The organism is Eubacteriales bacterium mix99 (assembly GCA_038396605.1).
Lineage (GTDB): Bacteria > Bacillota > Clostridia > Caldicoprobacterales > DTU083 > UBA4874.
Window position 1 is genome coordinate 2743346 of sequence record CP121690.1, and the last position, 25145, is coordinate 2768490.

The 25145-nt window shown below is 45.3% G+C and carries 23 protein-coding genes and 3 pseudogenes; 3 read left to right on the plus strand and 23 right to left on the minus strand.

Translation table 11 applies throughout. The features are described 5' to 3' along the window. Positions 1–37 precede the first annotated feature (37 nt). Positions 38–1849 carry an IS1634 family transposase gene (locus tag QBE55_12245; GenBank protein WZL78276.1) on the minus strand — a complete coding sequence of 604 codons (1812 nt, stop codon included), beginning with the start codon at positions 1847–1849 and terminating at the stop codon, positions 38–40. A gap of 579 nt (positions 1850–2428) precedes the next feature. Between QBE55_12245 and QBE55_12250 the strand changes: the two are divergent. Next, positions 2429–4622 (plus strand): annotated as a pseudogene (locus QBE55_12250) (anaerobic ribonucleoside triphosphate reductase). Between the two features lie 120 nt (positions 4623–4742). Beyond that, entirely contained in the window at positions 4743–5309 is a 567-nt protein-coding gene (nrdG, locus tag QBE55_12255; GenBank protein WZL78277.1) for an anaerobic ribonucleoside-triphosphate reductase activating protein, read from the plus strand. A 111-nt stretch (positions 5310–5420) separates the two neighbouring features. Here the strand turns inward: nrdG and QBE55_12260 are convergent, their stop codons facing one another. The 13 genes and pseudogenes from QBE55_12260 to QBE55_12320 all read right to left on the minus strand — a co-directional run bounded on the left by QBE55_12260 (position 5421) and on the right by QBE55_12320 (position 15620). Next, a complete protein-coding gene (locus QBE55_12260) occupies positions 5421–6134 on the minus strand; it encodes a carbohydrate ABC transporter permease (protein ID WZL78278.1) in 714 nt (237 codons plus the stop codon). Between the two features lie 153 nt (positions 6135–6287). After that, positions 6288–7820 carry an IS66 family transposase gene (locus tag QBE55_12265; GenBank protein ID WZL78279.1) on the minus strand — a complete coding sequence of 511 codons (1533 nt, stop codon included), beginning with the start codon at positions 7818–7820 and terminating at the stop codon, positions 6288–6290. 64 nt (positions 7821–7884) lie between these two features. Beyond that, the gene (gene tnpB / locus QBE55_12270; protein ID WZL78280.1) at positions 7885–8235 is read right to left on the minus strand and encodes an IS66 family insertion sequence element accessory protein TnpB; all 351 of its coding nucleotides are present in this window, start codon (positions 8233–8235) and stop codon (positions 7885–7887) included. Next, a complete protein-coding gene (locus QBE55_12275; protein WZL78281.1) occupies positions 8235–8594 on the minus strand; it encodes an IS66 family insertion sequence element accessory protein TnpB in 360 nt (119 codons plus the stop codon). Before QBE55_12275 ends, tnpB begins: the two co-directional genes overlap by 1 nt. A 178-nt stretch (positions 8595–8772) precedes the next feature. Further along, positions 8773–9177: an arsenate reductase ArsC gene (locus QBE55_12280; GenBank protein ID WZL78282.1), complete on the minus strand. Its 405-nt coding sequence runs from the start codon at positions 9175–9177 to the stop codon at positions 8773–8775. Between the two features lie 13 nt (positions 9178–9190). Next, on the minus strand, positions 9191–10933 hold the full coding sequence (arsA, locus tag QBE55_12285) for an arsenical pump-driving ATPase (GenBank protein ID WZL78283.1): 1743 nt from the start codon (positions 10931–10933) through the stop codon (positions 9191–9193). Continuing rightward, positions 10933–11304 (minus strand): arsenite efflux transporter metallochaperone ArsD, encoded by a 372-nt coding sequence (gene arsD / locus QBE55_12290; protein ID WZL79940.1) that lies wholly within the window; start codon positions 11302–11304, stop codon positions 10933–10935. Before arsD ends, arsA begins: the two co-directional genes overlap by 1 nt. Positions 11305–11484: 180 nt before the next feature. Next, a pseudogene (locus QBE55_12295) lies at positions 11485–11778 on the minus strand (DUF2703 domain-containing protein). Between the two features lie 14 nt (positions 11779–11792). After that, positions 11793–12872 (minus strand): ACR3 family arsenite efflux transporter, encoded by a 1080-nt coding sequence (arsB, locus tag QBE55_12300; protein WZL78284.1) that lies wholly within the window; start codon positions 12870–12872, stop codon positions 11793–11795. A 106-nt stretch (positions 12873–12978) separates the two neighbouring features. Continuing rightward, positions 12979–13314, minus strand: a complete 336-nt coding sequence (locus tag QBE55_12305; GenBank protein ID WZL78285.1) for a metalloregulator ArsR/SmtB family transcription factor — start codon at positions 13312–13314, stop codon at positions 12979–12981. A gap of 188 nt (positions 13315–13502) precedes the next feature. Continuing rightward, a pseudogene (locus tag QBE55_12310) lies at positions 13503–15079 on the minus strand (recombinase family protein). Beyond that, positions 15079–15495: a recombinase gene (locus QBE55_12315; GenBank protein ID WZL78286.1), complete on the minus strand. Its 417-nt coding sequence runs from the start codon at positions 15493–15495 to the stop codon at positions 15079–15081. Before QBE55_12315 ends, QBE55_12310 begins: the two are co-directional and overlap by 1 nt. Beyond that, positions 15495–15620, minus strand: coding sequence for a hypothetical protein (locus tag QBE55_12320; protein ID WZL78287.1), 126 nt, complete (start codon positions 15618–15620; stop codon positions 15495–15497). Before QBE55_12320 ends, QBE55_12315 begins: the two co-directional genes overlap by 1 nt. A 165-nt stretch (positions 15621–15785) precedes the next feature. Here QBE55_12320 and QBE55_12325 point away from each other — a divergent pair, with 165 nt between their 5' ends. Next, entirely contained in the window at positions 15786–16739 is a 954-nt protein-coding gene (locus QBE55_12325; GenBank protein WZL78288.1) for a hypothetical protein, read from the plus strand. Here the strand turns inward: QBE55_12325 and QBE55_12330 are convergent. From QBE55_12330 to QBE55_12370, 9 genes are all read right to left on the minus strand, one after another. After that, on the minus strand, positions 16672–17031 hold the full coding sequence (locus tag QBE55_12330; GenBank protein WZL78289.1) for an IS66 family insertion sequence element accessory protein TnpB: 360 nt from the start codon (positions 17029–17031) through the stop codon (positions 16672–16674). The two genes, QBE55_12325 and QBE55_12330, sit on opposite strands and share 68 nt — an antisense overlap. A 678-nt stretch (positions 17032–17709) precedes the next feature. Beyond that, positions 17710–18486, minus strand: a complete 777-nt coding sequence (locus tag QBE55_12335; protein WZL78290.1) for an ATP-binding protein — start codon at positions 18484–18486, stop codon at positions 17710–17712. A 6-nt stretch (positions 18487–18492) separates the two neighbouring features. Then, on the minus strand, positions 18493–20049 hold the full coding sequence (istA, locus tag QBE55_12340) for an IS21 family transposase (GenBank protein WZL78291.1): 1557 nt from the start codon (positions 20047–20049) through the stop codon (positions 18493–18495). Between the two features lie 48 nt (positions 20050–20097). Further along, the gene (locus tag QBE55_12345) at positions 20098–20406 is read right to left on the minus strand and encodes a hypothetical protein (protein ID WZL78292.1); all 309 of its coding nucleotides are present in this window, start codon (positions 20404–20406) and stop codon (positions 20098–20100) included. Next, on the minus strand, positions 20345–20800 hold the full coding sequence (locus QBE55_12350; protein ID WZL78293.1) for an ATP-binding cassette domain-containing protein: 456 nt from the start codon (positions 20798–20800) through the stop codon (positions 20345–20347). Before QBE55_12350 ends, QBE55_12345 begins: the two co-directional genes overlap by 62 nt. Then, positions 20793–21173 carry a GntR family transcriptional regulator gene (locus tag QBE55_12355; GenBank protein WZL78294.1) on the minus strand — a complete coding sequence of 127 codons (381 nt, stop codon included), beginning with the start codon at positions 21171–21173 and terminating at the stop codon, positions 20793–20795. Before QBE55_12355 ends, QBE55_12350 begins: the two co-directional genes overlap by 8 nt. A 1086-nt stretch (positions 21174–22259) precedes the next feature. Then, a complete protein-coding gene (locus QBE55_12360; protein ID WZL78295.1) occupies positions 22260–22967 on the minus strand; it encodes a hypothetical protein in 708 nt (235 codons plus the stop codon). Further along, on the minus strand, positions 22964–23677 hold the full coding sequence (locus QBE55_12365) for a hypothetical protein (GenBank protein WZL78296.1): 714 nt from the start codon (positions 23675–23677) through the stop codon (positions 22964–22966). The genes QBE55_12360 and QBE55_12365 overlap by 4 nt, the downstream gene beginning before the upstream one ends. After that, a complete protein-coding gene (locus QBE55_12370) occupies positions 23670–25145 on the minus strand; it encodes a PglZ domain-containing protein (protein WZL78297.1) in 1476 nt (491 codons plus the stop codon). Before QBE55_12370 ends, QBE55_12365 begins: the two co-directional genes overlap by 8 nt.

A 25145-nucleotide genomic window follows, 5' to 3' on the forward strand; every position in this document is an offset into this window, starting at 1 on the left:
GTTTGACAGTAAAAAAGAGAAAAAGGAGCCGTAAGCCTTAGGTATGAGCAAGGTTGCGGCTTTTATCATATGAGAAGAAGTTGTAGTGAAAATTATCTTTTTTTGCTTGTCCTAAACTTTTTTTAATTTCGGATCGGGTAAGTCTCTTCTTTGTAAAATCGAAGCCCATTGCCTTACCGATTGCATCCGTTACATCTGACCTGTAATCAAAAAGATAGATATTTTGGGATTCAGGTGAGCAGGTAATGTTCTTCAGGGCATTGATGATAGCTTCGGGGTAGTACGCGCCACCAAGACGTTTTTGGATCAGTCTGAGGATTACCAGCGATATATAACAAATGAGGAAGTGCGCATGAATCCTGTCTTTACGGGAAACGTACACAGGCCGCGTTTCAAGATCACTTTTTGTAACACGGAAATTATCCTCAATTCGCCAGAGCCCGCGGTACATATCGATGATCCTGTCATCAGAGAATGTGTCGGATCCATCTTCATCGAACAGGTTTGTCACGATGCAGTAATAACCGTCATACTTTTCATCTTCCCTGAATTTCTCCATGTCGATACATGGCCGGCCTTTGGGAGCTTTTTTGATTTCACCTGTTTTCTTATCCACCTTGATATTCTTAACATATCTGAGAGCCCCATAGGACGTGGCCCTTGTGTATGCAGACGGTGTTGAGGCGATACACTGGGCCTTTTTGAGCACAGCTTCCCGTTTCGCTTTGGAGCGGTCCGCATACTTCTTGTTATAGAAAACGATTTGCCGCTGATCCACAAGTACCTTCTTTTTATATGTTCTTCCGCCTTCCTTTAACATATCGACTTCTATCTCCCGCCTGATTACCCGGGACTTGCGCTTGTACTGATCACTGAACTGCTTGTAACCGGATTGATTATTAACATAATCCTTGAATTCTTTGCTTCCTCCCCGGATCGTCTGGCTGAATACGTAGGAGCATTTGCCGCTTTCCAGGTAATAGATGTTGTTCCCGGTATTTTGGGCCGCATCAGCCACTGCGACAACTCTGCCGGATTCATAGGCTCGTACAAGCTCTCCAATCATAGGCCTCAGGTGCAGCTTTTCCGAATTGTTACCAGGGAACAATTCGTAAGAAATCGGAATGCCATCCGCATCCATGGCAAGGCCCAGCTGTACAATGGGATCGGGCCGGTGTTCCTTGGAAGGACCTTTTGCCCTCAGTTCGTCTTCCATATCAATCTCAAAGTAGTAATTCGTCGCATCATAATATACCAGGCTGGTGTCCCGGCTGTATTGCTCTGTAATCCGCTTATGGATTTGAAGCTGTATGGCAGAATCGATCCCTGCATAAAAGCTCAGTGACCGGTATATGTCAATAAGGGAGAAATCATCTTTCTTCTCGAAATCAAAATAGGTGCTCCGATGCTCAAAGGTGCGTTTCTTTGATGCAGGTTCAAGAATCCGCGATATGACAAGCAGTTTCAATATGGTGCTTGTGTTGTAGTCGAAATTCCTGCCTCTCTGCCTGTTGAGAAGGAGCCGGTCCAATCCCAGCTCATAGTAGATCTTTAGAATGGCAATATATCCAAAATTTTTACGGCCGGCTGTATTTTCAGGGAGAACAGTGTCCTTACGTTCTTTTACGATATATTCCGCATCGTTTAAAGCCTTTTCTTTGTTCTTCTCCTCTACATAGGCCTTAAAGTGGGCAATGGGATCATCGTAAACTTTTTGAAGATCATCCAGATACCCGAAGGACTCGACAGTAGTACTGCCTGGATATTTCTTTCCTTTTTTCCGATAGCTTTGCGCCATGCTTAAGTATGTACGTCCAGTTTTTTTGTTTGTTACAGTTTTTAGATACATGACAAAACCTCTCCAAACGGTGTAATATATATCTATTATACCATATATCTCTACGATTGTCTACTATTATTTATCATAATTTTGGTTTAAAAAAAGCCCTGTAGCCTATCGGCTGCAAGGGGTTCAGGAATCGTTGTTCTGTTTTCTACTGTCAAAGAAGCGAGGATCTTTTGTATCGCACCATGGGCAGCTGTGTTCCCCGGGATTGAATTCAGACATATATTTGTTGAATAGGTCCTCAGCAGATAGATTTTTTAAATTTAGCTTGTGAAACAGTCCAAAACCTCTTATCATAGTAGTGTACCTCAATGTACATCGGGGGGTTATCCCCCCGGTTGATCCATGCTCCTTAAGGCTGCATGGTGCAAAAGAGAGAAAGAGGCAGCTGTTGTGGGCGTATACTCTTTCTCTCTTTTTATATACCCATTAACTATATGGTATATTATGTACATCGGTCAATACTTACTGATAAAAAAGTGCCGTATATTACGGCATACAAATATCTGTTATGTACTAAGCAAACAGAACACAATTTGCTGTTTGTTTGCTGATTTAGAAGAATTTAAAATGAAGCACTACAACAAGAGGACCCCCGCCGTGGAAGAGATCCAGGATGCCGTGGAAAAGATACTTATCGAGTCCGGCCATGCCCGGACGACCAAGGAATTTATCCTCTACCGGGCGGAGCGGACCCGCGTCCGGGAAATGAATACCCGGCTGATGAAAATATATGAGGGACTGACCTTTCAGGATGCCAGGGACAACGATCTGAAACGGGAGAACGCAAACATCAACGGGATACCGCCATGGGGACCATGCTGAAATACGGCTCGGAGGGGGCAAAGCAGTTCAACAGCCTGTACATATTGAAGCCGGAGCATTCCGAGGCCCACAGGAACGGCGACATCCATATCCACGATATGGACTTTCTGACCCTGACCACCACCTGCTGCCAGATCGACATCGAAAAACTGTTCCGGCATGGTTTTTCCACCGGCCACGGGCATCTCCGGGAACCACAGGATATCCAGAGCTATGCGACCCTTGCCTGCATCGCCATCCAGTCCAACCAGAACGACCAGCACGGGGGGCAGAGTATTCCCAATTTCGATTACGGAATGGCTTCCGGCGTTGCCAAAACCTATACAAAACTTTACCGGCAGAATCTGGCCAAGGCCCTGGAACTCCTTGCGGATCGGGAAGACGCGGCGGAACAGGCCCTCCGGATCATCGGGACCGTTCGGGAGGAACATCGCCTTGTGCCCTCCCTGAAGAATACCAATCACTATCAGGAAGCGGAAAAGGAGCTGTTGAACCGTATTCTTCCCGACGAACAGACGGGTAACAGGATTCAGGCATTCGCGGAAAAAAGCGTCAAAAAGGAAACGACCGAAATACCTTTCAGACCATGGAAGCCTTGGTTCATAACCTCAATACCATGCACAGCAGGGCAGGCACCCAGATTCCTTTCAGCTCCCTCAATTACGGGACGGATACCTCCCCTGAAGGGAGAATGGTGGTCAAAAACCTGCTGCTGGCAACGGAAGCGGGTCTGGGAAACGGAGAAACCCCCATATTCCCCATCCATATCTTCAAAGTGAAGGAAGGGGTCAATTATCATCCGGGTGAGCCCAATTACGATTTGTTCCGGCTGGCCTGCAAAGTCAGCGCGAAAAGGCTCTTCCCCAACTTCTCTTTCCTGGACGCTCCCTATAACCTGAAATACTATAAGCCCGGCGATCCCGATACGGAAGTCGCCTATATAGGCTGCCGGACCCGGGTCATCGGCAATGTTTACAATCCTTCCCGGAAAGTAGTTTCCGGAAGGGGAAACTTAAGCTTTACGTCTGTGAATCTTCCGAGGCTGGGATTGAAAAACGCGAAGGACACCGCCGGGTTTTGAGAAGAGTTGGACCGGGTCATCGATCTGGTGATCGATCAGCTTTGGGAACGCTATGAGATCCAGGCGAGGTAAAAGGTAAAGAACTATCCGTTCCTGATGGAGCAGGGCATTTGGCTGGATTCGGACAAGCTGGGGCAGGAAGACGAAGTCCGGGAAGTCCTCCGGCACGGCACGCTCTCCATGGGATTCATCGGTCTGGCCGAATGCCTGAAGGCTCTGACGGGCGCGCACCACGGGGAAACGGAGGAGGCGCAGGAGCTGGGCCTCCGAATCATCGGGCATATGCGCCGGCGCATGGATGAGGCAAGCAAAGCCCGCCGGATGAACTACACGCTGCTGGCGACCCCCGCGGAGGGACTGTCGGGCCGGTTTGTCAAAATGGACCGGGAGATTTTCGGCTCCATACCGGGCGTCACGGATCGGGAATATTACACAAACAGCTTTCATATCCCGGTCTATTATGAAATCAGCGCGTTTGACAAGATTCGGCTGGAAGCCCCGTATCACGAGCTTACCAACGCCGGGCACATTACTTATGTGGAGCTGGACGGGGATCCGCTGAAAAACCTCACGGCATTTGAAAAGATCATCCGGGCAATGAAGGAAGCCGGGATCGGCTACGGATCCATAAACCATCCGGTGGATCGGGATACGGTCTGCGGGTATACGGGGATTATCGATGATACCTGCCCCGCCTGCGGCCGGGAGGAAGGCGATGTGCCATTCGAGCGGATCCGGAGGATCACCGGATATCTGGTGGGGACCCTGGACCGCTTCAACGACGCCAAAAAAGCGGAGGTAAGGGGCCGGGTCCGGCATTCCACCGGCAGCTTGCATATGCCGCAAGCAAAGGAAAGGGTACAGGTTTAATCGAGCTTTTGCCGCAAAAACTTATCCGCTGCAGCCACGAAAGCAAATAGCAGCGACAGAACTTGTTGCAGGTGAATCAATAAACAGCCTTTCTATAAATGAAAAAGGAGTAAAAGCAATATGCCGGTAGAGACCATAGTAAATGACAAAAAAGGCATCCGAAAAACTTCATCGCCGACTAAATTACGAATCGCAGGGGTAATCGGGGAATCCATTGTGGACGGGCCCGGGATCCGGTATGTGGTATTCGCCCAGGGCTGCGGGCATCACTGCCCGGGATGCCATAATCCCCAGACCCACTCCTTTGACGGGGGAAACCTGATGAAGATCGGCGATATCCTTCAGGAAATAGAAAAAAAACCGCTGCTGGACGGCATAACCTTCAGCGGCGGAGAACCCTTTGAGCAGGCGTCCGCCTTCGCGGGGCTTGCCCGGAGGGTGAAAGCGTTGCATCAGGATCGAAACGTCTTCGTCTATACCGGTTATACCTATGAGGAAATCCTCCGATATGCCGATATCCGCCCCGAATGGGGTGAGCTGCTGGATGTGGCGGATATTCTGATCGACGGACCCTTTATGCAGGAAAAAAAGAGCTACCAGTTGCTGTTCCGGGGCTCTTCCAATCAGCGGATCATCGATATGAGGCAAACCGGGCGTTCCGGAAGGGTGGTTCTGGCAGAGGTTTAGGTCTCTCCGCCAGAGTAAACATTAATTGTATGGCTGACTAATACACCAAAAACTCAATACCGGTGGCTTATCGGACCTTTTCAGCCCGGTAAACTACCTGCTCTTTTGCAGTCACCCCTTAATTGATCCAATCATAATTCCCTTTACAAAGTACTTCTGAAGGAACGGATAGGCACAAATAATAGGCACGGTCACAACAACCATAGTAGACATACGGATCGTTTCAGCCGTAAATGTCTGTGCGGCATACGTAGCGCTTCTTTCAACACTGGCAGTTGAGGCGCCTGCCTGGACAGCCGTCAGATTAGCCTGATTAATTAGCTCCATAAGCATAAATGCTACCGTCTTTAATTTTTTGTCCGTTACATAATAAGCCGCGTCGAACCAATTATTCCAATGTCCTACTCCAATGAATAAAGCTATCGTCGCAAAAACCGGCAACGATATCGGAAATATTATTCTAAAAAAGATCACCAAATCGTTTGCTCCATCAATTTTAGCGGATTCCTCAAGAGATGCCGGAATGTCTCGAAAGAAGCTCATCATGATCATCGTATTAAAAGAGCTTAATAAATTCGGTATAATATATACCCAAAAAGAGTTAAACAATCCAAGATTCTTGATCAATATAAAAAAAGGTATCAGCCCTCCCGAAAAATACATAGAGAAAATCATTAAGGCAATATAAACCCGCTTATACATTAAGTCTTTATGTGCCAAGCTATAAGCAAACAATCCGGTAAAAAACAAACCGGTAACCGTACCGATCAGAGTTCTCGCGATTGTGACGGCAAACCCTCCTAAAAGATCTTCATTGGAAAACACAGCTTTATAATTCTCCAATGTGAATTTACGCGGCCAGAAAAAAATCCCTCCTCTGGACGCATCGATTCCCTCATTGAATGAGATAATGACAGAATAATAAAAAGGGTATAGCGTAGCAATAAATACGATAATCAATACAAAGTATAGTAACCGTCAAGCCAAGGGTGACACCTTCCATGGCATAAGGGTTTTAGGATCGACGCCGTTCGGGGCTTGAGTGAAAATCTTCGTGAGATATTCAAACGGCACAAGCCCGTTTTCTCTGGCGGAAACGATCAGGCTGTAATAAACCGCGCTGGCTCTCGCGCCGTTAGGGGTGTTGGAAAACAGCCAGTTTTTGCGTCCCATCACAAAGGGACGGATCGAATTTTCAGCACGGTTGTTGCTGATTTCAAGCCTGCCGTCCAATAAATAAGCTCTGAGATATTTGCGCTGGCTCTGCGCATAATAGACCGCCTTGCCCAGCAGGGACTTTGGCAGCGCGCGAAGCGAATCGGCCCATGTGAAAAAAGCCTCCATCATCGGTTTGGAGAGTTGTTCACGCTTTTCCCGGCGTTCTTCCGGGGACAGCAAAGCAAACTGTTTCTCAAAATGAAACAGCCTGTCACAGTAGGCGATCCCTTTTTGGGCATCGGACGAGTCACGTTTTTCTTTCGGCAGCGTTTGCAGCGCCTCGTCGAACTTTCGGCGCAGATGTGCCCAACAGCCCACAACGGTAATCCGGTCAGGGAGTTTGTGATAGCCGTCATAACCGTCCGTATGGAGAAAACCCGAAAAATCTTTCAAAAAGGTTTCCGGGTGGGTATACTTTCGGTCCCTTTGGTAGTCATACAGCACAATTTGGTGTTCCGCCTCGCCGCTTGTCCGGTAAAGCCACATATAGCTCTTGCTCCGGGCGGGCTTGCCGTCCTCATGCAGCACTTGGAGGGTGGTTTCGTCTGCGTGAAGGACCTGATGCTCGCATAGCTGCCGTTTCATCTCTTTGTATATCGGCTCCAGCCAACCTTCACTGGCTTTTACGAGCCAATTCGACATCGTCTGACGGGAAAGCAGAATGCCGTTTTGTGCCCATTCCCGCTCCTGCCGGTAAAGCGGGCTGCCCATCACAAATTTCTGCACAGCGATGTGGGCGACCGATTCGGGCGATGCGAAACCGCCTTTGATGACGGGTTCCGGCATGCTCGCCTTGACGATCGGCACACGGTCGGAAGATTCCTCGCAGTGCCGGCAGGCGTAAATATGCCGTACATGGCGGACAAGCACGGCTTTTGCCGGGATGATTTTCAGTTCCTCGCGCACCTCTTCGCCCATCTTGTGCAGAGGACAGCCGCAGTCAGGACAGACACGTTTTTCTTCCGGCAGCTCATGCAGGATGACCTCGACGGGCAAATCTTCCGGCAGCTTGTCGGTGGTCAGACGGGTCTTCCGGCGATAATGCGCTTTGACTTTAGTGATCTCCGGCTCCGGTGCGGTCAAATCGGCGGTTTCCTCCGCTTCGTTGAATAAGCACAACTGTCCGTTGTCCGTCTGCTCACTGGACGTGCCAAATCGTTTGTGACTGGCAAGTCGAAATTGTTCCGTCAGCCACTCTACCTGCTGTTTCAGCTCGGCAATCTGCTCCGCCTGCTTGAGAAAATTCTCATAAACATGCAGCGGAATTTCAACTGTTTTCTCTCGCTTTTCCATACTCTAATTATACCGTAAAAACCGCATGGAATCAAGAAATATCGGCTTTTTTGCACCCGATATTTTACGAAATTTTACGTTCGGAAACCTCGCTTCGGCTGAGCTTCTTTGCAAGCCTTGCACTGTCAATCAGACAGGATAATTCTTCGCTGTTCAGCGCCATTGTCGCTTCTCCATCCGACGACGGCCAACGGAAATGTCCGCGTTCCAGCCGCTTGAAATACAGCCAGAAGCCGTCGCCGTCCCATTCAAGTATTTTTATGCGGTCACGGTTTCGGTTGCAGAAAACGAACAGCGCATCGGCGAAAGGGTCCAGAGAAAAGCTCTGCTGCACAAGCGTCATCAGCCCATTGATGGATTTCCTCATGTCCGTGCATCCGCAGCACAGATACACGGGCTTTTCGCCGAAGCGCATCACAGCGACCTCAGTACGCAGCAGACCTTCGCCAGCAGTTCCGAATCCGTCGAAGCAGTTACCTTGATATGACAGCCGCCGATTTCGATGGTCAGCATACTTTCGGCACCGGCGGCAAGTTTAGGCTCCTCAAGCTGCGTCCATCCGTTCGGCACAAGCCCACCCTCGCCGCCTTGTTTCTCCAACAGCCCCCTACAGGCAGCTTCCCGTACTTTCTTCTGTCTGTAGTAATAGGTGGCTTTGCTGATTCCCTTTTCTTCGCAGAATGCGTTTACGGTCTGCCCGCTGGCTATCCGTTCTTTTACCTCTTCACCCCAGCCCGACAGCCGGAACCTCGTCACAATTTTTTGTGTATCCACTCAATTCACTCCAATTTGCTTCAAAACACTTCTTAGAGCGTTTTGAACTCTTTTGAAGTAAATTGTACCCTTTCTGACGCCTTTCCTGCAATGTGACGGCCGGGTTGACGGTTACGCACATTTCGATAATATAATACTATAACGCCAACTACTATATTTGTAATTGGCGTTATAAATATTATGACTTTAGTCTGCCTTTTAGCTCGTTGATTTTTGTTTCTATTGTAGAGATTATTTTTTTAAATTCCTCATCGCTCTTTCCAGTTGGATCATCAAGTCCCCAATCTTCTCTGTGTTTACATGGAAGGTAAGGGCACTCCACATTGCATCCCATTGTAATAACGATATCTACTGAAGGGATTTCTTCAAGCAACTTTGAATGTTGAGTTTTCTCCATATCTATACCATAAAGTTCTTTCATTAGGCGAACAGCATCTTGATTAATTTGTGGTTTTGTTTCTGTGCCAGCAGAGTAGCTTTCAAATATATCTCCCGCAAAATGTTTACCAAGTGCCTCAGCTATTTGGCTTCGACATGAATTATGAACACATATAAATGCGACCTTTGGTTTATTTTCTCTCATAATCGTATCTCCATTATTTTATCAATTCTAATAATTTACTTCCTGTTATATCCTCTGCACTCCAACTGATAACAGCAAAGTTACCCTCCGTATGAGTATCGACCTTGTTTATCCACTCAATTTCATGACTGGCCTTTGCTTTTAGTAAGCGGTTAGTGGTTTCGGTAGCGTACATTGATGAATTAATTACCCACCACTTTGTGGAAATCTCTGCACGTTTTAAATCCTCTTCCAAACGCATAGCTTCATATACAGGAGTGGTTTCTGCAAGCGTCACGATAATAACTTCGGTTTCTTTTTCGTTGCGCAAGCGAGGCAGCAACTTTTTAACATTCTCAGGAATATCTCCCTGCGTCCGTTTCACCTCACGATGATAGCTCTGCGTGGAATCAAGCAATAAAAGCGTGTGCCCTGTGGGTGCGGTATCTATGACAACAACCTCATTATCGGCCCTTTCTACCACCTCAGCGAAGGCGCGGAATACGGCAATTTCCTGTGTACAGGGTGAACGTAGATCCTCTTCAACATAAGCAACATCATCTTCTGACATTGTCTCACGCGCTTTGGAAAGCACCTCGTCCTGATAGCGCTTCAATTCCGCTTCTTCGTCGATATGGCTCATGGTGATGTTTTCTGTTTCTTTGGCAACATACTTCAGATGCGCTGCTGGATCGGTAGTTGTAAGGTGTACTTTTTTGCCTTTAGAAGCCAAAGCAAATGCAATTGCTGCAGCAATAGAGGTTTTACCGACTCCGCCTTTTCCCATTGTAAAAATGACCTTTTTGTCATTCTGATACAAATCATCAATCACATTTTTCAAAGAAGGTACTGTAGTTGCATTTATAGTTTCTTCGCTGATTTCAAAACTATCCTTAGACAGAAGTGCGCGAACATTATCCATTCCTGTGATGTTATATGCCCGTAGCGGAACAGAGTACAAGTCAAGCTTTTTAATATTATTGGGTATCTCGGCCAATGCTGCTTGCTGTTTATTATAAAGGCTTTCAGATACGCTATCATCAAAGGAAGGCATAACACCGTTTATGACAAGTATTTGATTGTTCACACCCAAATCTGCAAGCTCACCGGAAGCACGTTCTGCTTCTTTTAGTGGTGTTTTATCGGGTCGAGATACCAATACAAGCGTAGTAGCATTACCGTCTGCAAGCGTATTGACTGCCTGTTTGTATATATCTTTTCGTTCCTCTAACCCTGAAAGTTGACCTAAGCAAGATGCACCATGTGTGCTTTCGCTAATAAAATTAGTCCAAGCAGACGGAAGTTGCAACATTCTAAGCGTATGTCCTGTAGGTGCTGTATCAAATATGATATGGTCATATTCTCTCTCGGCTGTTTTGTCAGTTATAAAATTAGAAAACTCGTTAAATGCAGCAATCTCAACTGTACAGGAACCAGAAAGTTGTTCCTCCATATTGTCAAGGACAGCATCAGGTAGCTTACCTCGATAAGGGGCAATTACGCTTTCTCTATACTCAGCTGCGGCTTGAATTGGATCAAGGTTCGCAACAATAAGACCGGGGACTTCATTAATCGGAACTCCCTTACTTGTTAGATCAGTAGAAAATACATCCTGAAGATTGGAAGCCGGATCGGTACTAATGAGTAGTACCTTTTTACCGTTATCAGCAAGGGTAACCGCAGTAGCACAGGCAATTGATGTTTTTCCAACGCCACCTTTGCCGGTAAAAAACATATATTTGGTTAGGGGAATATTCTTTACATCAAAGTCTTTCATTAACAACAACCTCCACCGTTACAGCAGCCACCGCCACTTGGTTTTTTTTCTTCACCAAGATAAGACTTCGGAACACCAAGCAATTCTGCAATCTCAGCATTACTCGGGTATTTCTTTGTCATAACGATTTTTCCGTCCACTACCGTTGCAGGCAGTGACTCAACACCATCACCCATAATAAGTTTATTGATTTCAACGTTCTTTATAAATTCCTGTGGAGCATTGCTCAAGTTATAGCGGTTGACCACTACACCGTATTTCTTCAAGTTACTGAATGCAGTTGAAATGCGAAGCAGTTCAGGGTCAACGCCGACTCCGCAAACTCCGGTTTCACAGCACATAGCTGGCTCATAAATAGATATTTTTTTCATAGTAAATTCTCCATTCTTATTATTATTATTTTTACTTGCATAGAACTCTTTAAGATTTTCTGGCATGATATAATCTGTTTTGGTAATGTCAATATTGTCGGAAAACAGGGTTTTCAAAATGGCATATGCGAGCAATTCTTTCGGAGGAATTTCGTAGACTTCATCTTCATATCGAAAAACGCGGCATTCCACGTCGCATCCGGCTATATCACTGCAACACCCGCAATCATTTTCTTCTACGGTAAGGCAGATATCCTTACCGTTTACACGAATAGTCGGGGATGATAGAAACTGATATTCAGCCGCTATCTCCGCTGTAGACATTTCTATTTTACGTCGAACGACTATATATCCAGCCAGTTGCAATGCCGGTTCTAAAACATCTAAGACCTCGTCTAAAACTTCATCTGTTCCGACACAGCGGTCGCAGGTATTTAAATCGAGATAAAGGTAATCAATAGTTATTTCTTTCATAGAAAACAACTCCTTTATGATTGATGGGGTAATTTGCTATCGGTCGTTGCTTGAGGGAACCAACGCTTCGTTTTATTGACAAACTTGACAAGCAGAAGCATTACGGGAACCTCGGTTAATACCCCGACAGTACAAACAAGAACCACCGGTGAATCCACACCAAAGAGTGCTATTGCGACTGCCACTGATAATTCAAAGAAATCAGAAGCAGCAATCAGAGAAGCGGGTGCTGCAATATCACGAGGTAATTTTGCTGCTTTACTTACGGCATATGTCAAGGCAAATGAAATGGTATTCTGAAGAACAAGCGGTACAGCAATTAACAGTACATAAAGAGGATTTTTTACAATAATATCTCCTTGGAATATAAAGATAATAACAAGTGTCAATAGCAAACCGATAGTTGTTACACCATCAAACTTAGTCACAAACTTTTTATTGAAATAATCTTCACCCTTATGCTTTGTAATTAAAACTCGGGACAGAACACCTGCGACCAAAGGTATTACCACAAATAAGACAATTGACATAATAAGGATACCAATTGGTAGCACCACATTATTAATGCCAAGCAAGAACTGAACGATTGGTACAAACAATACTAAAATAAGCAAATCATTGACAGAAACCTGAACGAGCGTTTGTGCGGGATTGCCTTTTGTCAACGTACTCCAAACAAACACCATAGCGGTACAAGGTGCTGCTCCTAACAACACAGCTCCCGTTACAAAATCTGTTGCTAAATTTGCCGGAATGATGGAACTAAATATATACTGAAAAAATACCGTAGCCAATCCAAACATCAGAAAGGGCTTAATACCCCAACTTGCAAGGGTAGATATGATGACGCCTTGCGGATTCTTTCCTACATTTTTTACAGACTTAAAATCAACTTTTAACATCATTGGATAAATCATAATCCACATAAGTATTGCAAGAGGAATGTTCTGACCACCTATTTGCATACTTTCTAAAATCGAACGAACCCCCGGTAAAAACCTGCCAATTAAAATCCCCACAGCCATACATAGTAAGACCCAAACTGTAAGATACTTCTCAAAGAAACTAATACCTTGTGTTTTTTCATTGCTCATAATAATATCTCCTCAAATGCCTATATAGGCCATTAAACTTATTTTTTACTTTTTGTTACTTTGTTGCTTCGGTGTGAACTTAATATTCTTAAAGCCAAATACCTCCTTAACAACATTGATTATCTGATTTTTTATTTTTACACTTTTTGCAAATGCAATCTTCTTCCTCGGAAGTTATGCCAGTAAAAAAAGCTATGATATCATTTGTTTTTTCCTTGTTTAACGTATACCTCATCCATGCCCCGTCGCGTGCTCCATTTACAAGTCCGCTTTCTGTTAAAATTTTCATATGATAACTAAGAGTGGATTGGGAAATACTGAATTCTTCTAATATATCACATGCGCACATTTCTCCACATGATAGCATATCAATAATCTTTAACCGTGTTTCATCTGACATAGCCTTAATTGCAGGTACATATTCAGAATATAATCGCTCCATAAAATTACCTCCCTATATATTTATATGTATCAATGACATCGAAGGTTCTCGATATCCTAAAATAATAATATCAAGCATATCGATAGTTGTCAATATGTATTAATTAAAATTCGCAAAAAAGTTACAGACAAAAAGCACACCCCCAAAACATTATTGTTTAAAGGGTGTGCCGCATTTTTCGGTTTTAATCAGATTTCTACTTCAATTCCTGACTTAAACCTAACAACTACGTTGTTTTCAAATATAGTTGCTTTCTCAACTAAGAGCCTTACCAATTCTTCATCATAATTGAGGCTCTGGTCGACGTGTTTTTCTATAAACTCCATCATCTCTGTAATTCGTTCTTTCTCACCTTGGCTTTCCGCCTCCGCCGTAAGGATGGCTTGCTTTCTTTCGCTAAGAGCCTGTATTTCATCAGCAAGTTTTTCATAGTCCTTGCCGGAATTAGCATAGCTGATGAGTTCCATCTGTTTCTCTTCCATTTGCTTGTCAATGTTGGCAATGGCTTGTTCATTGCTCTCGCGGACCAACGACTCAATATTCTCTCGTAAAATCGCAATCATCGATTCGCCACCGCTAAGAACCTGGTTAAATGCATCTGTTACTGCAGCATGGAGGTCTTCCTCAGAAATAGTCCTTGATGTGCAACCTTTCGGCCCATCTTCCAATCGTGTAACGCATCTCCATACAGTAGACTTCTTGCCACGGTTGTTCCAATAAGTCCGTCTATAAATGTCTCCACAATCACTACAAAAGGTGATGGAGGATAATGCATACTTACTACTATATATCCTTCTCCTTCCTTCTTTGCCTTTGAATAAAAGGCTCCTGCGTTTCATTTCTTCTTGCACTTGCAGATATAACTCTCTTGGAATGATATAGCCTCGTGATTATTCTCAACATAATATTGTGGAACGATGCCTTCATTTTTGACACGCTTTTTTGTTAGGAAATCCACCGTGTAAGTTTTCTGTAACAGTGCATCTCCCATGTACTTTTCGTTCTGCAGTATCTTTTGGACTGTTTCTGGTCTCCATTTTGAATTGCCCGCCGCTGTGTAAATTCCGTCTTTCATCAAACCCTTACAAATTCCTGCGAGGCTCTCGCCCTCAAGGTACTCTCTGAAAATTCGCTTTACAACCTCAGCACCTTTTGGCTCAATGATAAGGTTTCCATCCTCGTCCTTTGTATATCCAAGAAATCGGTTATGGTTGACCTGCACTTTGCCTTGTTGGTATCTATATTGAAGGCCAAGTTTAACATTCTGTGAAAGTGACTGACTTTCCTGTTGTGCTAAGGACGCCATAATGGTAAGGAGCACCTCACCCTTGGCATCCATTGTATTAATATTTTCCTTTTCAAAATATACCGGAATGTTCTTTGCCTTTAGCTCACGAATGTACTTTAGACAATCCAAGGTGTTACGAGCAAATCGGCTAATGGATTTGGTAATAATCATGTCAATGTTGCCCGCCATGCATTCATCTATCATACGGTTAAACTCATCACGCTTTTTCGTGTTTGTGCCTGAGATACCATCATCAGCAAAGATGCCTGCGAATTCCCATTCAGTATTTTTCCTAATGAAATCTGTGTAATGCTCCACCTGTGCCTCGTAACTTGTAGCCTGTTCATCTGTATCCGTAGAAACACGACAGTAGGCTGCAACTCTGAGTTTCGGTATATTTTCTGTTGATACTGTATTGCCAACCCGTTTTCGAGCCGGAATGACAGTAACATTTTTGCCTACATTTATATTGGCCATCACTCCACCTCGCTTTCTATCAGGCCGTACATATATTCAGCTTGTACAAAAGGATCATCAAAAAACTTCGTCTGCCTGCTCATTTTAAATCTTGTTTGTGGAGTGGGCGGTAATGGCTCTCTATATTCCTTTATTCTTCCAAGAGCCAGTGCCCGTCTCCGTATTTCATTGTTTGCCTTATTAAAAACTTCGCTATCAACAATGGAAGGGTAATAATCATCCCCAACATAACGCTCATTTTGTAGCATTCTCTTTGCTGAAGCGTGGTATAATTTAAGTCCTGCTTTTTCGGCAGCCACTGTAAGAGCCAACCCAGAGTTATAACTTTCAAAGAGTTCTTTTACTTGACCTGCTGCCGTTTCATCTATAACTGCCTTACCGCCTTCAATGCGGTAACCATATGGTGTATGTGTCATTAATCCACCAGCCTTTCTTTTAAGGAAAGACCGCATTTCACTTTAAATACAATCTCCTCCCTGGAATTTACAACTATCTCATCTACAAAATCCTCAAAAACATTATCGTTAAATTTCAATGCCATTCTGTTTCTGCTACAGAACCTTATGAGCCTTTGGGTTTCATCTATCTTTGATGCATTACCGCTTACCGCATAATATATATGTTTTAAAATCCCCTAATGCATAGTGTTGCTTTTCTGTTGTTCGTATGATATGCTTTCGTCATACGGAAATGCAGGAGGGATAGAATGGAACGGGCGAAATCACGCAGGAAAACGCCATGGGAAGGGACTGAAAACATGACTGCGACACAGAAATTTTTGCAGGGACGCTACATTGCCAGCTACGAAAGCCGCCATCAGAAGGTTGCCGATAGTTGCGAAGCCGAGATGATTAATTCCCACATCCCCGCTAAATGCCCATACTGCGGGGCGGAAGGCTTTAAGAAGAGCGGCCATACGCGCAGCGGGGTGCAACGCTATATGTGCATCTGCGGCAAAACCTTCCTGCCCACTACGGGCACGATTTTCGATGAACACCGGATCCCAATCAGCGAATGGACTGACTACTGCTTAAATTTATTCCACCACGTAAGCATCACCGCTGACTCCTGGAACAACAAAAACGCATTCAGAACGTCCAGATACTGGCTTCAGAAGCTCTTCTTGACGCTCGAAGGGGTGCAGGACGGGGTCGTCCTGTCGGGCGACATCTGGCTCGACGAAACCTTCTATTCCGTCCGGGCGGAAGACATGGTGCGGAAGGACAACGGCGACAAGCTGAGAGGGCTGTCTGTGAACCAGCTCTGCATTGGCGTTGCCACAGACAAGAAAAACAGTGTGGTTCTGCTGGAGGGCACGGGCAAACCTTCGCAAAAGAGGACATTTGAGGCATTCGGGGAACATATCAGACAAGGGTCGCTCTTAATCCATGACGGCGACACCTCGCACAGCCGCCTGATTAAGAAGCTTTCGCTGAAAAGCGTAGTGCATCCTTCTAAATCCTTAAAAGGGATGCCTGACAATGTGAACCCTATGAATCCGGTCAACCGCGTTCACGCCATACTTAAAAACTTCCTGAATTCTCACAGCGGCTTCAAACGCGAGGACATCACGGGCTTTTCGTCGAAGCGCATCACAGCGACCTCAGTACGCGGCAGACCTTCGCCAGCAGTTCCAAATCCGTCGAAGCAGTTACCTTGATATGACAGCCGCCGATTTCGATGGTCAGCATACTTTCGGCACCGGCGGCAAGTTTAGGCTCCTCAAGCTGCGTCCATCCGTTCGGCACAAGCCCACCCTCGCCGCCTTGTTTCTCCAACAGCCCCCTACAGGCAGCTTCCCGTACTTTCTTCTGTCTGTAGTAATAGGTGGCTTTGCTGATTCCCTTTTCTTCGCAGAATGCGTTTACGGTCTGCCCGCTGGTTATCCGTTCTTTTACCTCTTCACCCCAGCCCGACAGCCGGAACCTCGTCACAATTTTTTGTGTATCCACTCAATTCACTCCAATTTGCTTCAAAACACTTCTTAGAGCGTTTTGAACTCTTTTGAAGTAAATTGTACCCTTTCTGACGCCTTTCCTGCAATGTGACGGCCGGGTTGACGGTTACGGATATACAATCCCTATTACCAGAAGGTATATTTTAGGGGCATATACGATGGAAATCGGTATCCATGAAGTATCATCAATTGGTACAAAATAAAACACTATATGAAGTATAGCCATTATTAAGGCATAGATACCTATAAACCAACATGTGCTCTTAGCCTGTATTGAAAGTAGAAGTTTCAAAGCTTTTTTCGTCATTACTCTTTCCCTCCTTTTTCGGTCATATAGATGAATAAATCCTGCAGCGAGGGGTGAGAGAATTCAAGACCTGCTTTTTCAGCAGCAAGGCGATCATTTTCTGACAGCTCCCCAAAAAATACAACCTCTTTCTGCCGTCCCAAGGCTCGCTGGGACAGGATTTCACGACCGTTTGTGAAGTTGTCTACAACTTCGCTAAATCCTGTTACGGCTGTTCCTTTTGAGCGTAAGGTATCACAGTCGTCGTGGGCTATTATTTGGCCTTTGTTAATAATTATAGCTTCACTTGAATATTCTGGTGCGGTGAAACCGCAGTTCCGGAAAATTGGAAACCGAGAGTCCGGAACTGGGAAACCGCATGCGAGTTTACTCGCTTAAGGACTTGTCCAGTCCATATACCTCACGCATGGATCTGTAGTTGTTCGGATCCGTGCTGGTTATGCTGATTTTATAGGCATCATATTTGATGCGGTCAAGGATTGCTTCTGCGAGAGGGCTGGACTCCCCGCCAAGTTGATCAAACCAACCATTATCATGGTACTGGGAGCAGAAGATGGTTGATGATCTTTTCCGCCTCCTGTGAAGCAACTCCAGGATGTCGTGCTGCTCTGTCTCAGTCGGTTTCAACAGCAGCCATTCATCAATGATGAGAAGAATGGGATTGGCATATTTGGCCTGAACCTTCTTGTAAGTGCCTTCATTCCTGGCCATCTCCAGTTCTATTAGAAGGTCGGGAAGTCTGACATACCTGGTCGTAAAATAGTGTTTACACGCCTCTATGCCAAAAGCACAAGCCATGTATGTCTTACCGCTGCCTGTTGCACCGGTAATAAAAAGATTTCGGTGTTCAATGATATATTCGCAAGTCGCCAGTCTGCTGATAAGAGACCGGTTCAGCTTGCGGCCGGATTTGTAATCGATATCTCCGATGTACGCTTCCGGTTGGTCGAATCCAGCATTCTTGATCAACCTTTTTAAGCGGTTGTTCTTTCGATTGCTGTATTCAATGTCTACCAGCATGGAGAAACGGTCTTCGAAAGGGATATCCTTCATCCTGGAGTCGTTTAGCTGGTTGATGAATGCATTTGACATGGATGTCAGACGCATTTCAATTAATTTATCAATCGTACTTTGATTGGTCATGGTCATTTACCTCCTGTAATAATCAGCGCCTCTGGTGATGGCGTATCTGTTCTGTGTGGTTTCGGACTCCGTCGTTTTGTCGACGGACGTATCAGCTGTTTTATCCCGCCCGGCAGAGAGTATGTTCTTTATGCTCTTATAGCTGGGCGAGGCCGTGTAACTAAGGGCCTTTTTGCAGGAGGCTTCAAGTCTGTCAGCTGAATATTTGTCTGCCAGCTTCAGTAGCCCCATACAGCTGCGATAAGATTGCTGTTCCACACATTTGGAGGTAAGGATGGCATCCACGACCTGGTACGTATTGGCACCAATCCGCTCAGCCCATCTGCGGAATCGATTGCCGTTCCATTCCAGGTATTTCTGATGGTCTTCCGGCATGTGCTCCACAATGGTGGCATACTGCCCCTTACGGCCATACAGACGGCGGTGGGAGGCAATGCGGTTATGGTTATAGAAAATCTCAATAGTCTTATCGGTTATCCGTACATCAACCTTGCGTTTTATGTATTCATACGGAACTGAATATAGCATTCCGTTGCAAGATATGTGATAATTGAACTGAACGGTGGCTTGTTTCCATTCCGCCAGTTCGTAAGGGGACGCAGGTAAGGGAGCCAGCAATGGCAGTTCTTCGTTGCGGAAGATTTCAAACCGGCTGCCCTCTTTCTTTTGAAAAGGGCGATGGCTGAATTCTTCCAGTTTTTCATGGATAGCACGATTTAATTCGACCACTGAGAAGAACTGTTCGTTGCGTAATGCGGCGGTAATCCAGGTGGAAATGACATTCACACTGCCTTCCGCATTCGGCTTGTCCTTGGGTGCCCTGACCCGGGCTGGGATGATGGCTGTGCCATAGTGCTCAGCCATTTCATGGTAAACTGTGTTGACCTGCTGGTTATACCAGTCCTTATTGTGTATAACGGCTGTTTTGCAGTTGTCCGGTACAAGAATCTTAGCGACACCGCCAAAGTATTCGTACATATGGACATGGGCAGAAATCCATGCGTTTTGCTTCTCGTTAATAAAAGCCTCCACATAAGGATACATGCTGTAGGTCATAACACCAACAAACAGCCATGCGTCGATGATTTCACCGGTATCCGGATCAATGATGTGCGCCGGATCTCCGGCCCAGTCTACTTCGATCTGTTCGCCGGGTTTACGGTCGATATGCATTGTTGCACGGCGTTTCTGCTCATCCTGCTGGATGTAATAGCAAAACTGGGAATACATAAGCGGGTTCTCGCCTGCTAAACGGCACTCTTCCATGTATTCCGTCCACAGGAGCTTTTTATTGACCCCATTGCGGAGCAACTCCTTGCGGATGTAGTTGAAATCCGGCATACGCTTTTGCGAAGATGCCGAATGCTTATTGGCAGACGGAAACAATATATCTGCCAATACCTGATCAGTCTGGTTCGCTTCAAGCGGCCAGGAAAGCTGAATATCCTTTGCCCGCTTAAGAACCCGATTGACCGTTTTCTTTGAGACACTGCAGCTGTCTGCAATGCTCTGCTGGCTGAGCCCCAGATGAGATAATCTAAGAATCTCTCGGTATTTGGTCATGGTGTGACTTCCTTTAAAATGTATTTACACCAACGGTGCATGGATACATTATAAAGGATATTTATAAACGGTTTCCACTACCGGAATCGTGGTTTCCGTTATTCCGGAATGACGGTTTCCTAATACCGGACAGGTGGTGTCACCGGAACCGGAATACTCATCACTGAAAAGCCCCTCCATCTCATTAACAAAATGTGTTGAAAACAAAATAAGCTTTGGTCTCTGCGTATAGTCTGATAAAAGCTCGCTGATAAACAGTTTGCGCATGGCGGCATCCATGCCGAGATATGCCTCGTCATATATGGTAATCGGCGTCTGTCCTGCTAGCCCGATAATCACACGTACTGCCGAACGCATACCGTGACTTAAGTCTCCCATTGTCTTTTTTTGCAGGTATTTCAAACAGCTTTATAAGTTTTTCTGCATAAGCGGTATCCCAGTTAGGACGGAGTGCAGCTGCTATTTTAAAAAGGTCTTTTACCTTAAAGGCATTTTCTATTTCACCCTGATCGTCATAGATAAAGGCAACTCGTGGCATTATATTCCTGTTTTCATAAGGATTTTCGCCAGATATAGTTATTGTTCCTGAGGTTGCCCTGCGATAGGCGCAGAGCAACGACAAAAGTGAGGTCTTTCCTGCTCCGTTCCTGCCAAGCACCCCGCATATTCCCTGCTCGGGAAGTTTTAAACTTACATTATTGAGCGCAACGGTATTTCCGTATTTAAGTGATACATTTTCGAGATTAATCATTTTTTTCTCCTTTCCATGCACTATCGATCATTTCATGAATCTCCTTGAGGGAAAAACCCAGGGGTTTTGCCAGAGCTGTCAGAGGCTCTATCTGCTCCTGAAAAAAAGCCTGTGAAAATCGTTTTTTAAGCTTTTCTGGGGCATCGGGGCTCACATACATTCCAAGCCCGCGTTTCTTATAAATTATGCCCTCATCTACCAGAAGATTAATTCCTTTCAGTACGGTGACAGGATTTATGTTGTAATGGCTGACAAGCTGGCTGTTTGAGGGTATTTGTTCATCAGGTTCCAGCCGCCCGTTGAGAATATCCTCTTCAATCGTCTCTTTGATTTGTAGATAAATGGGACGGTTACTGTCCAGAGCTGACTTCATGGCGTCCTCCTTTCACTTGTAGTGTTATTGTATAATAGTGTTATATATGAGTATAACACCACATGCAAAATATGTCAAGCGAAATTAAAAATATAAAAATTAATGCAAACTTATTATACATCTTCGAGATGCTTTATGATGGAAAATCTCAGTATGCTATAGCCGAGCTTATTGGTAAGCCACAAACAACTGTAAATTATATGATTAAGCGTATGCGTACAATACTCCAGCAGCAAGTAAATCGCGAAGATCTCGCAAGATAAAAACGAGGTGGCAGTTCTATAAAAGGGCTGCCGCCTTTTCTTTACCCACTTGACAACAGTTCTCTAGTTTCAACCTATCCTAAAAACAACAGTTCTCTAAACTCGCAAAGCAAAAAGTAGTTCCCTAGTCTCAACACTACCTTTTTTTAGGTTCCGACCTAGCTAAACGAGCAAAAAATAAGGCTTCCAGCAATCGGCGATTGTTACCGAAAGTCTGAAAACCTTTGACTAAGCCATTTCTGGGCCTATTTATTTATCTCTGCGTGACATCAACACGACACACTCAACATGGCACGAGGCAAGCACCTGAATGTCTGGATTCCGTACACATTTCCGTCCGTTCGCGGGAACTGCTCTAAGCCGAAAATCGGCGCTTTTACAGGTGCTCTCCGTTTGCGGGAACTTGTCCACATGCTTTTTCTACCTATAATACGGCGGGCAGGAGGGAAGCCATCGTCTCGACCTGCTCTCCTCTGCTCAATCGGTTTATGATCAAGGCCTCAACCCAGTATGCCGTTAACTTGGTCGGCATCTTGGTCGCTTATCTTGGTCGGTCACCGATCAAGTTGCTTTTTCCTGTACCTCTGATTTCGGCTGTTAGGCTTGTCTATCAAGACCTCATCTTCGGATACAATGCCCATATGTGCTTTTAGCCCGGAAACCATGCTGTTTCTGGGCTTTTCTTCGTCTCAGAGTATAGAGCAGGATTACGTCTGTGGTCCTGTATGTATATGCTGCCGTGGCTTCTGTAGTCAAAAGCGACACCCTCCCCCCAATCTGCAATCGTTAAAAGGTATGGCTATCGTTGAAAGGTTACTCGGCGTCACCATGCTTTCTCAAGCTCTGACGCCTCGTAGGAATCCACATGTTTTCCGTCATCAAGGGAAACCATTATCAGGTTCCCATTGATGTCAATTATCGTTCCTTCTTGGCCGCGATACTTCACTCGCACATGATCACCAACTCTAAAGCCAGACGACGACTTGGCTCGGTTTGAATCTCCGAGCACACCGAGAAAAGCAAACCATCCTGATTTTTTCTTTCGTTTCTGCTTTTCGAGATTCTTGTTAATCCGGTTCAGGTTGTCCGCAAGCTGTCCCGCACTTTCCGCGAGGTCGTCGATCTGTTTCTGAAGAACTCCCGGCTGCCAGATAGCACCTTCATTCGGATCTTGCAGATTGTATCGCTTAGCGATATTTGTTATCACATCGTCCCGAATCTCGTTATTATTGAGTTCTTCCAGAACCTCCTGCGTACAAGGACCCGTTGCCGCTATCGCGAGAGTATTCAAAAGCTCCTCGTCGCCGATAAATGCAGCAAGCTCCGCAACCTGAGCATAGGTGAAGGAAAGCTGTACCTTCTCTGCCTTGCGAAGAAGGCGGCGGGCAAGAGCCTCATCTATACATTGGCAGCAATCTACAATCTCGGTGGTATCCGCATTTTGAAGGTCGGATATCTGTGAAAGTCTGGAAGAGACAGTGCTATCAGACCAGCAAAGATAACCATCGTAGAATTGTTTCCAGGTCATCATAAGCTCGCCGTCAGGCTCACTATCATTTCGCCAGCGATGTTCGTGATGGTAAACGTGTCATTCATCATAAGCATTTCCCTCTCAATTTGGTATTGGAACGGGAACATATAGCCCATTTCGCGTAAGTCCTGAAGGGTAAAGTTTCCTTTATCTTCGACAGTCATACCGGCACTTGCCAGAAGTGCATTTACTTTATCGTCTCGCACTTCATGCTTTACGATAGTGTAGCGACCCGGCTTCTCAGCTTTTAAAGCACCAATTGCTTTCATTGTTGCGATGATCTTGTCGATGGAGTGGAACAGCGTAGCGCGTTCACCCCATTCATCAAAGATCTTCTGCTTTAGTTGCTGGAGTGTAAACTCCTTTTCGAATTCGGAGAGCTTACCAATGATCCTCGATACATCTACAAATATCGGATAAGTGGCGAGGATAATACACCAGTGTGCTGCAAGCGAATTATCAGAATCCTTTTCGATAAGAGCCCGTGCCTGTGTACGTAGAGATTTCGTCTCCGGATTCTCGTAATACCATAAGTTCATCAGAATCTCTCTGGTTTTACGTAAGTTTGTAGGACTCTTGATTTCAAAGCTGAGGTATTCATTCAGCCTGTCCTTATATTCTTGTTCTGGCAGATTCTCGGATAACAGCTCGACGGCCTTATTAAGCCATGTCATCTTCAAATTTCTCGAAAGTCCGACCATCTTACCCATTGTTATCCACCGCCTTTATTTTAATAAATGGCACGATCACCTCGTCCACCGTTATGCCTCCGTGTGTCATCACCTTGTCACCTTTCGCATCAAAGGATTTCCCAATGTTGCAGATCAAGTAATCGTACTGCTTGTCAAGAAAGTACTTCGGATACTCGATCATGTCATATTGTTCCTTCATTTTCTCTTTGTCTGCAAACTTCTCCAGAACCAACATACGATGGCTCTTTGTTTCTGTCTCGACGCCAAGCTTCATCAGTCTCCCCTGACCGACGCATGGAGTATTACCGTGATCAGCTGATATATAGATATCAAAGCCTTTACTGAGTAGTTTCCGGACAAGTGTCGCGAGCTTTCCGGTACTGGACAGGTATTCCACATCACGATACATGCCAGAGCGCCCCTGCTGTTGACCATGAACCATATCATCTATGTCATTGATGATGACGCAACCACACCGAATCGTCGGCCCAAAGTCGGCATCGTATCCTCGATGATATTCAACCTGCTCTTTACGCAGGCCAAAGCTTATGGCGCAATCGGTGAATTCCTTACCCTCCTTGCTGGTACTCCACGGGCTCAAAAGCTGAAGTGGATATTTGCCGGAAACAAGGCTCTGCCGGGAAAGTGATGTGATCGTCGGAATCATGGCAAAAGCCGCAGATCGTTCGTACTTTATGTCTCCGAAGCTTCGCGACAATATGGTCCAATCAAATTCTGACATTCCGTCCATGACAATAATCACGAACTTGTCACTGTGATTATGTATGTAATCCATCGCGCCCTTGACGAGCACCGGTGTTTCCCGATCTGAAGTAATCTTTCCTGAAAGCTTGCCGAAGCCTTCAAGTATAAATTTCAAGAATGGTTCCTGTACGAACTCGGCATTCGCGTCGATCTCATAAGCTGCACAGAAGACATCAATCTCGGATTTTGTCTCCGCGACCTTGATCCAATCCCTATAGTTTTGAGCCTTTTCTGCCATAACAGAGACATCTTTGATACGCTGCTTCACGTATTTGCGAACATTGTCTCTGCCGTATACAACATTGTCTATGAATTCTTTCGTCTTTTCATACGTGCAGCAATCGTCATAGAGGCCTTTATACGCCATGCAGAGAAGATCAAAGTTCAGGTCTGCCTTTTCCCGGATGCACTGTGTCTGCAGACGCGGGAAGAGATTCATCAAAGAAATACGAAATATGTAAGAGCCACAAGCCTTCAGAACGTCATATGGTATATAAACCTTTGGCGCTGCGAGAATCAGGTACTTATCCTGGCCGCCTTTGAACTCGTCTTCCCACTCAATTCTAAAGCTCAGGTCATCTTTGTAGCGAATGATCTGGAAACCTCTGTGCTCAAACTCATCTGTATAGTGCGTCTTTTTTTCAAGGCCGTCCTCATCAATGAAGAGCATGCGTGAAGTGTGGGAAGCATAAGTTTTTTCATATACATATTGTCCGAACAT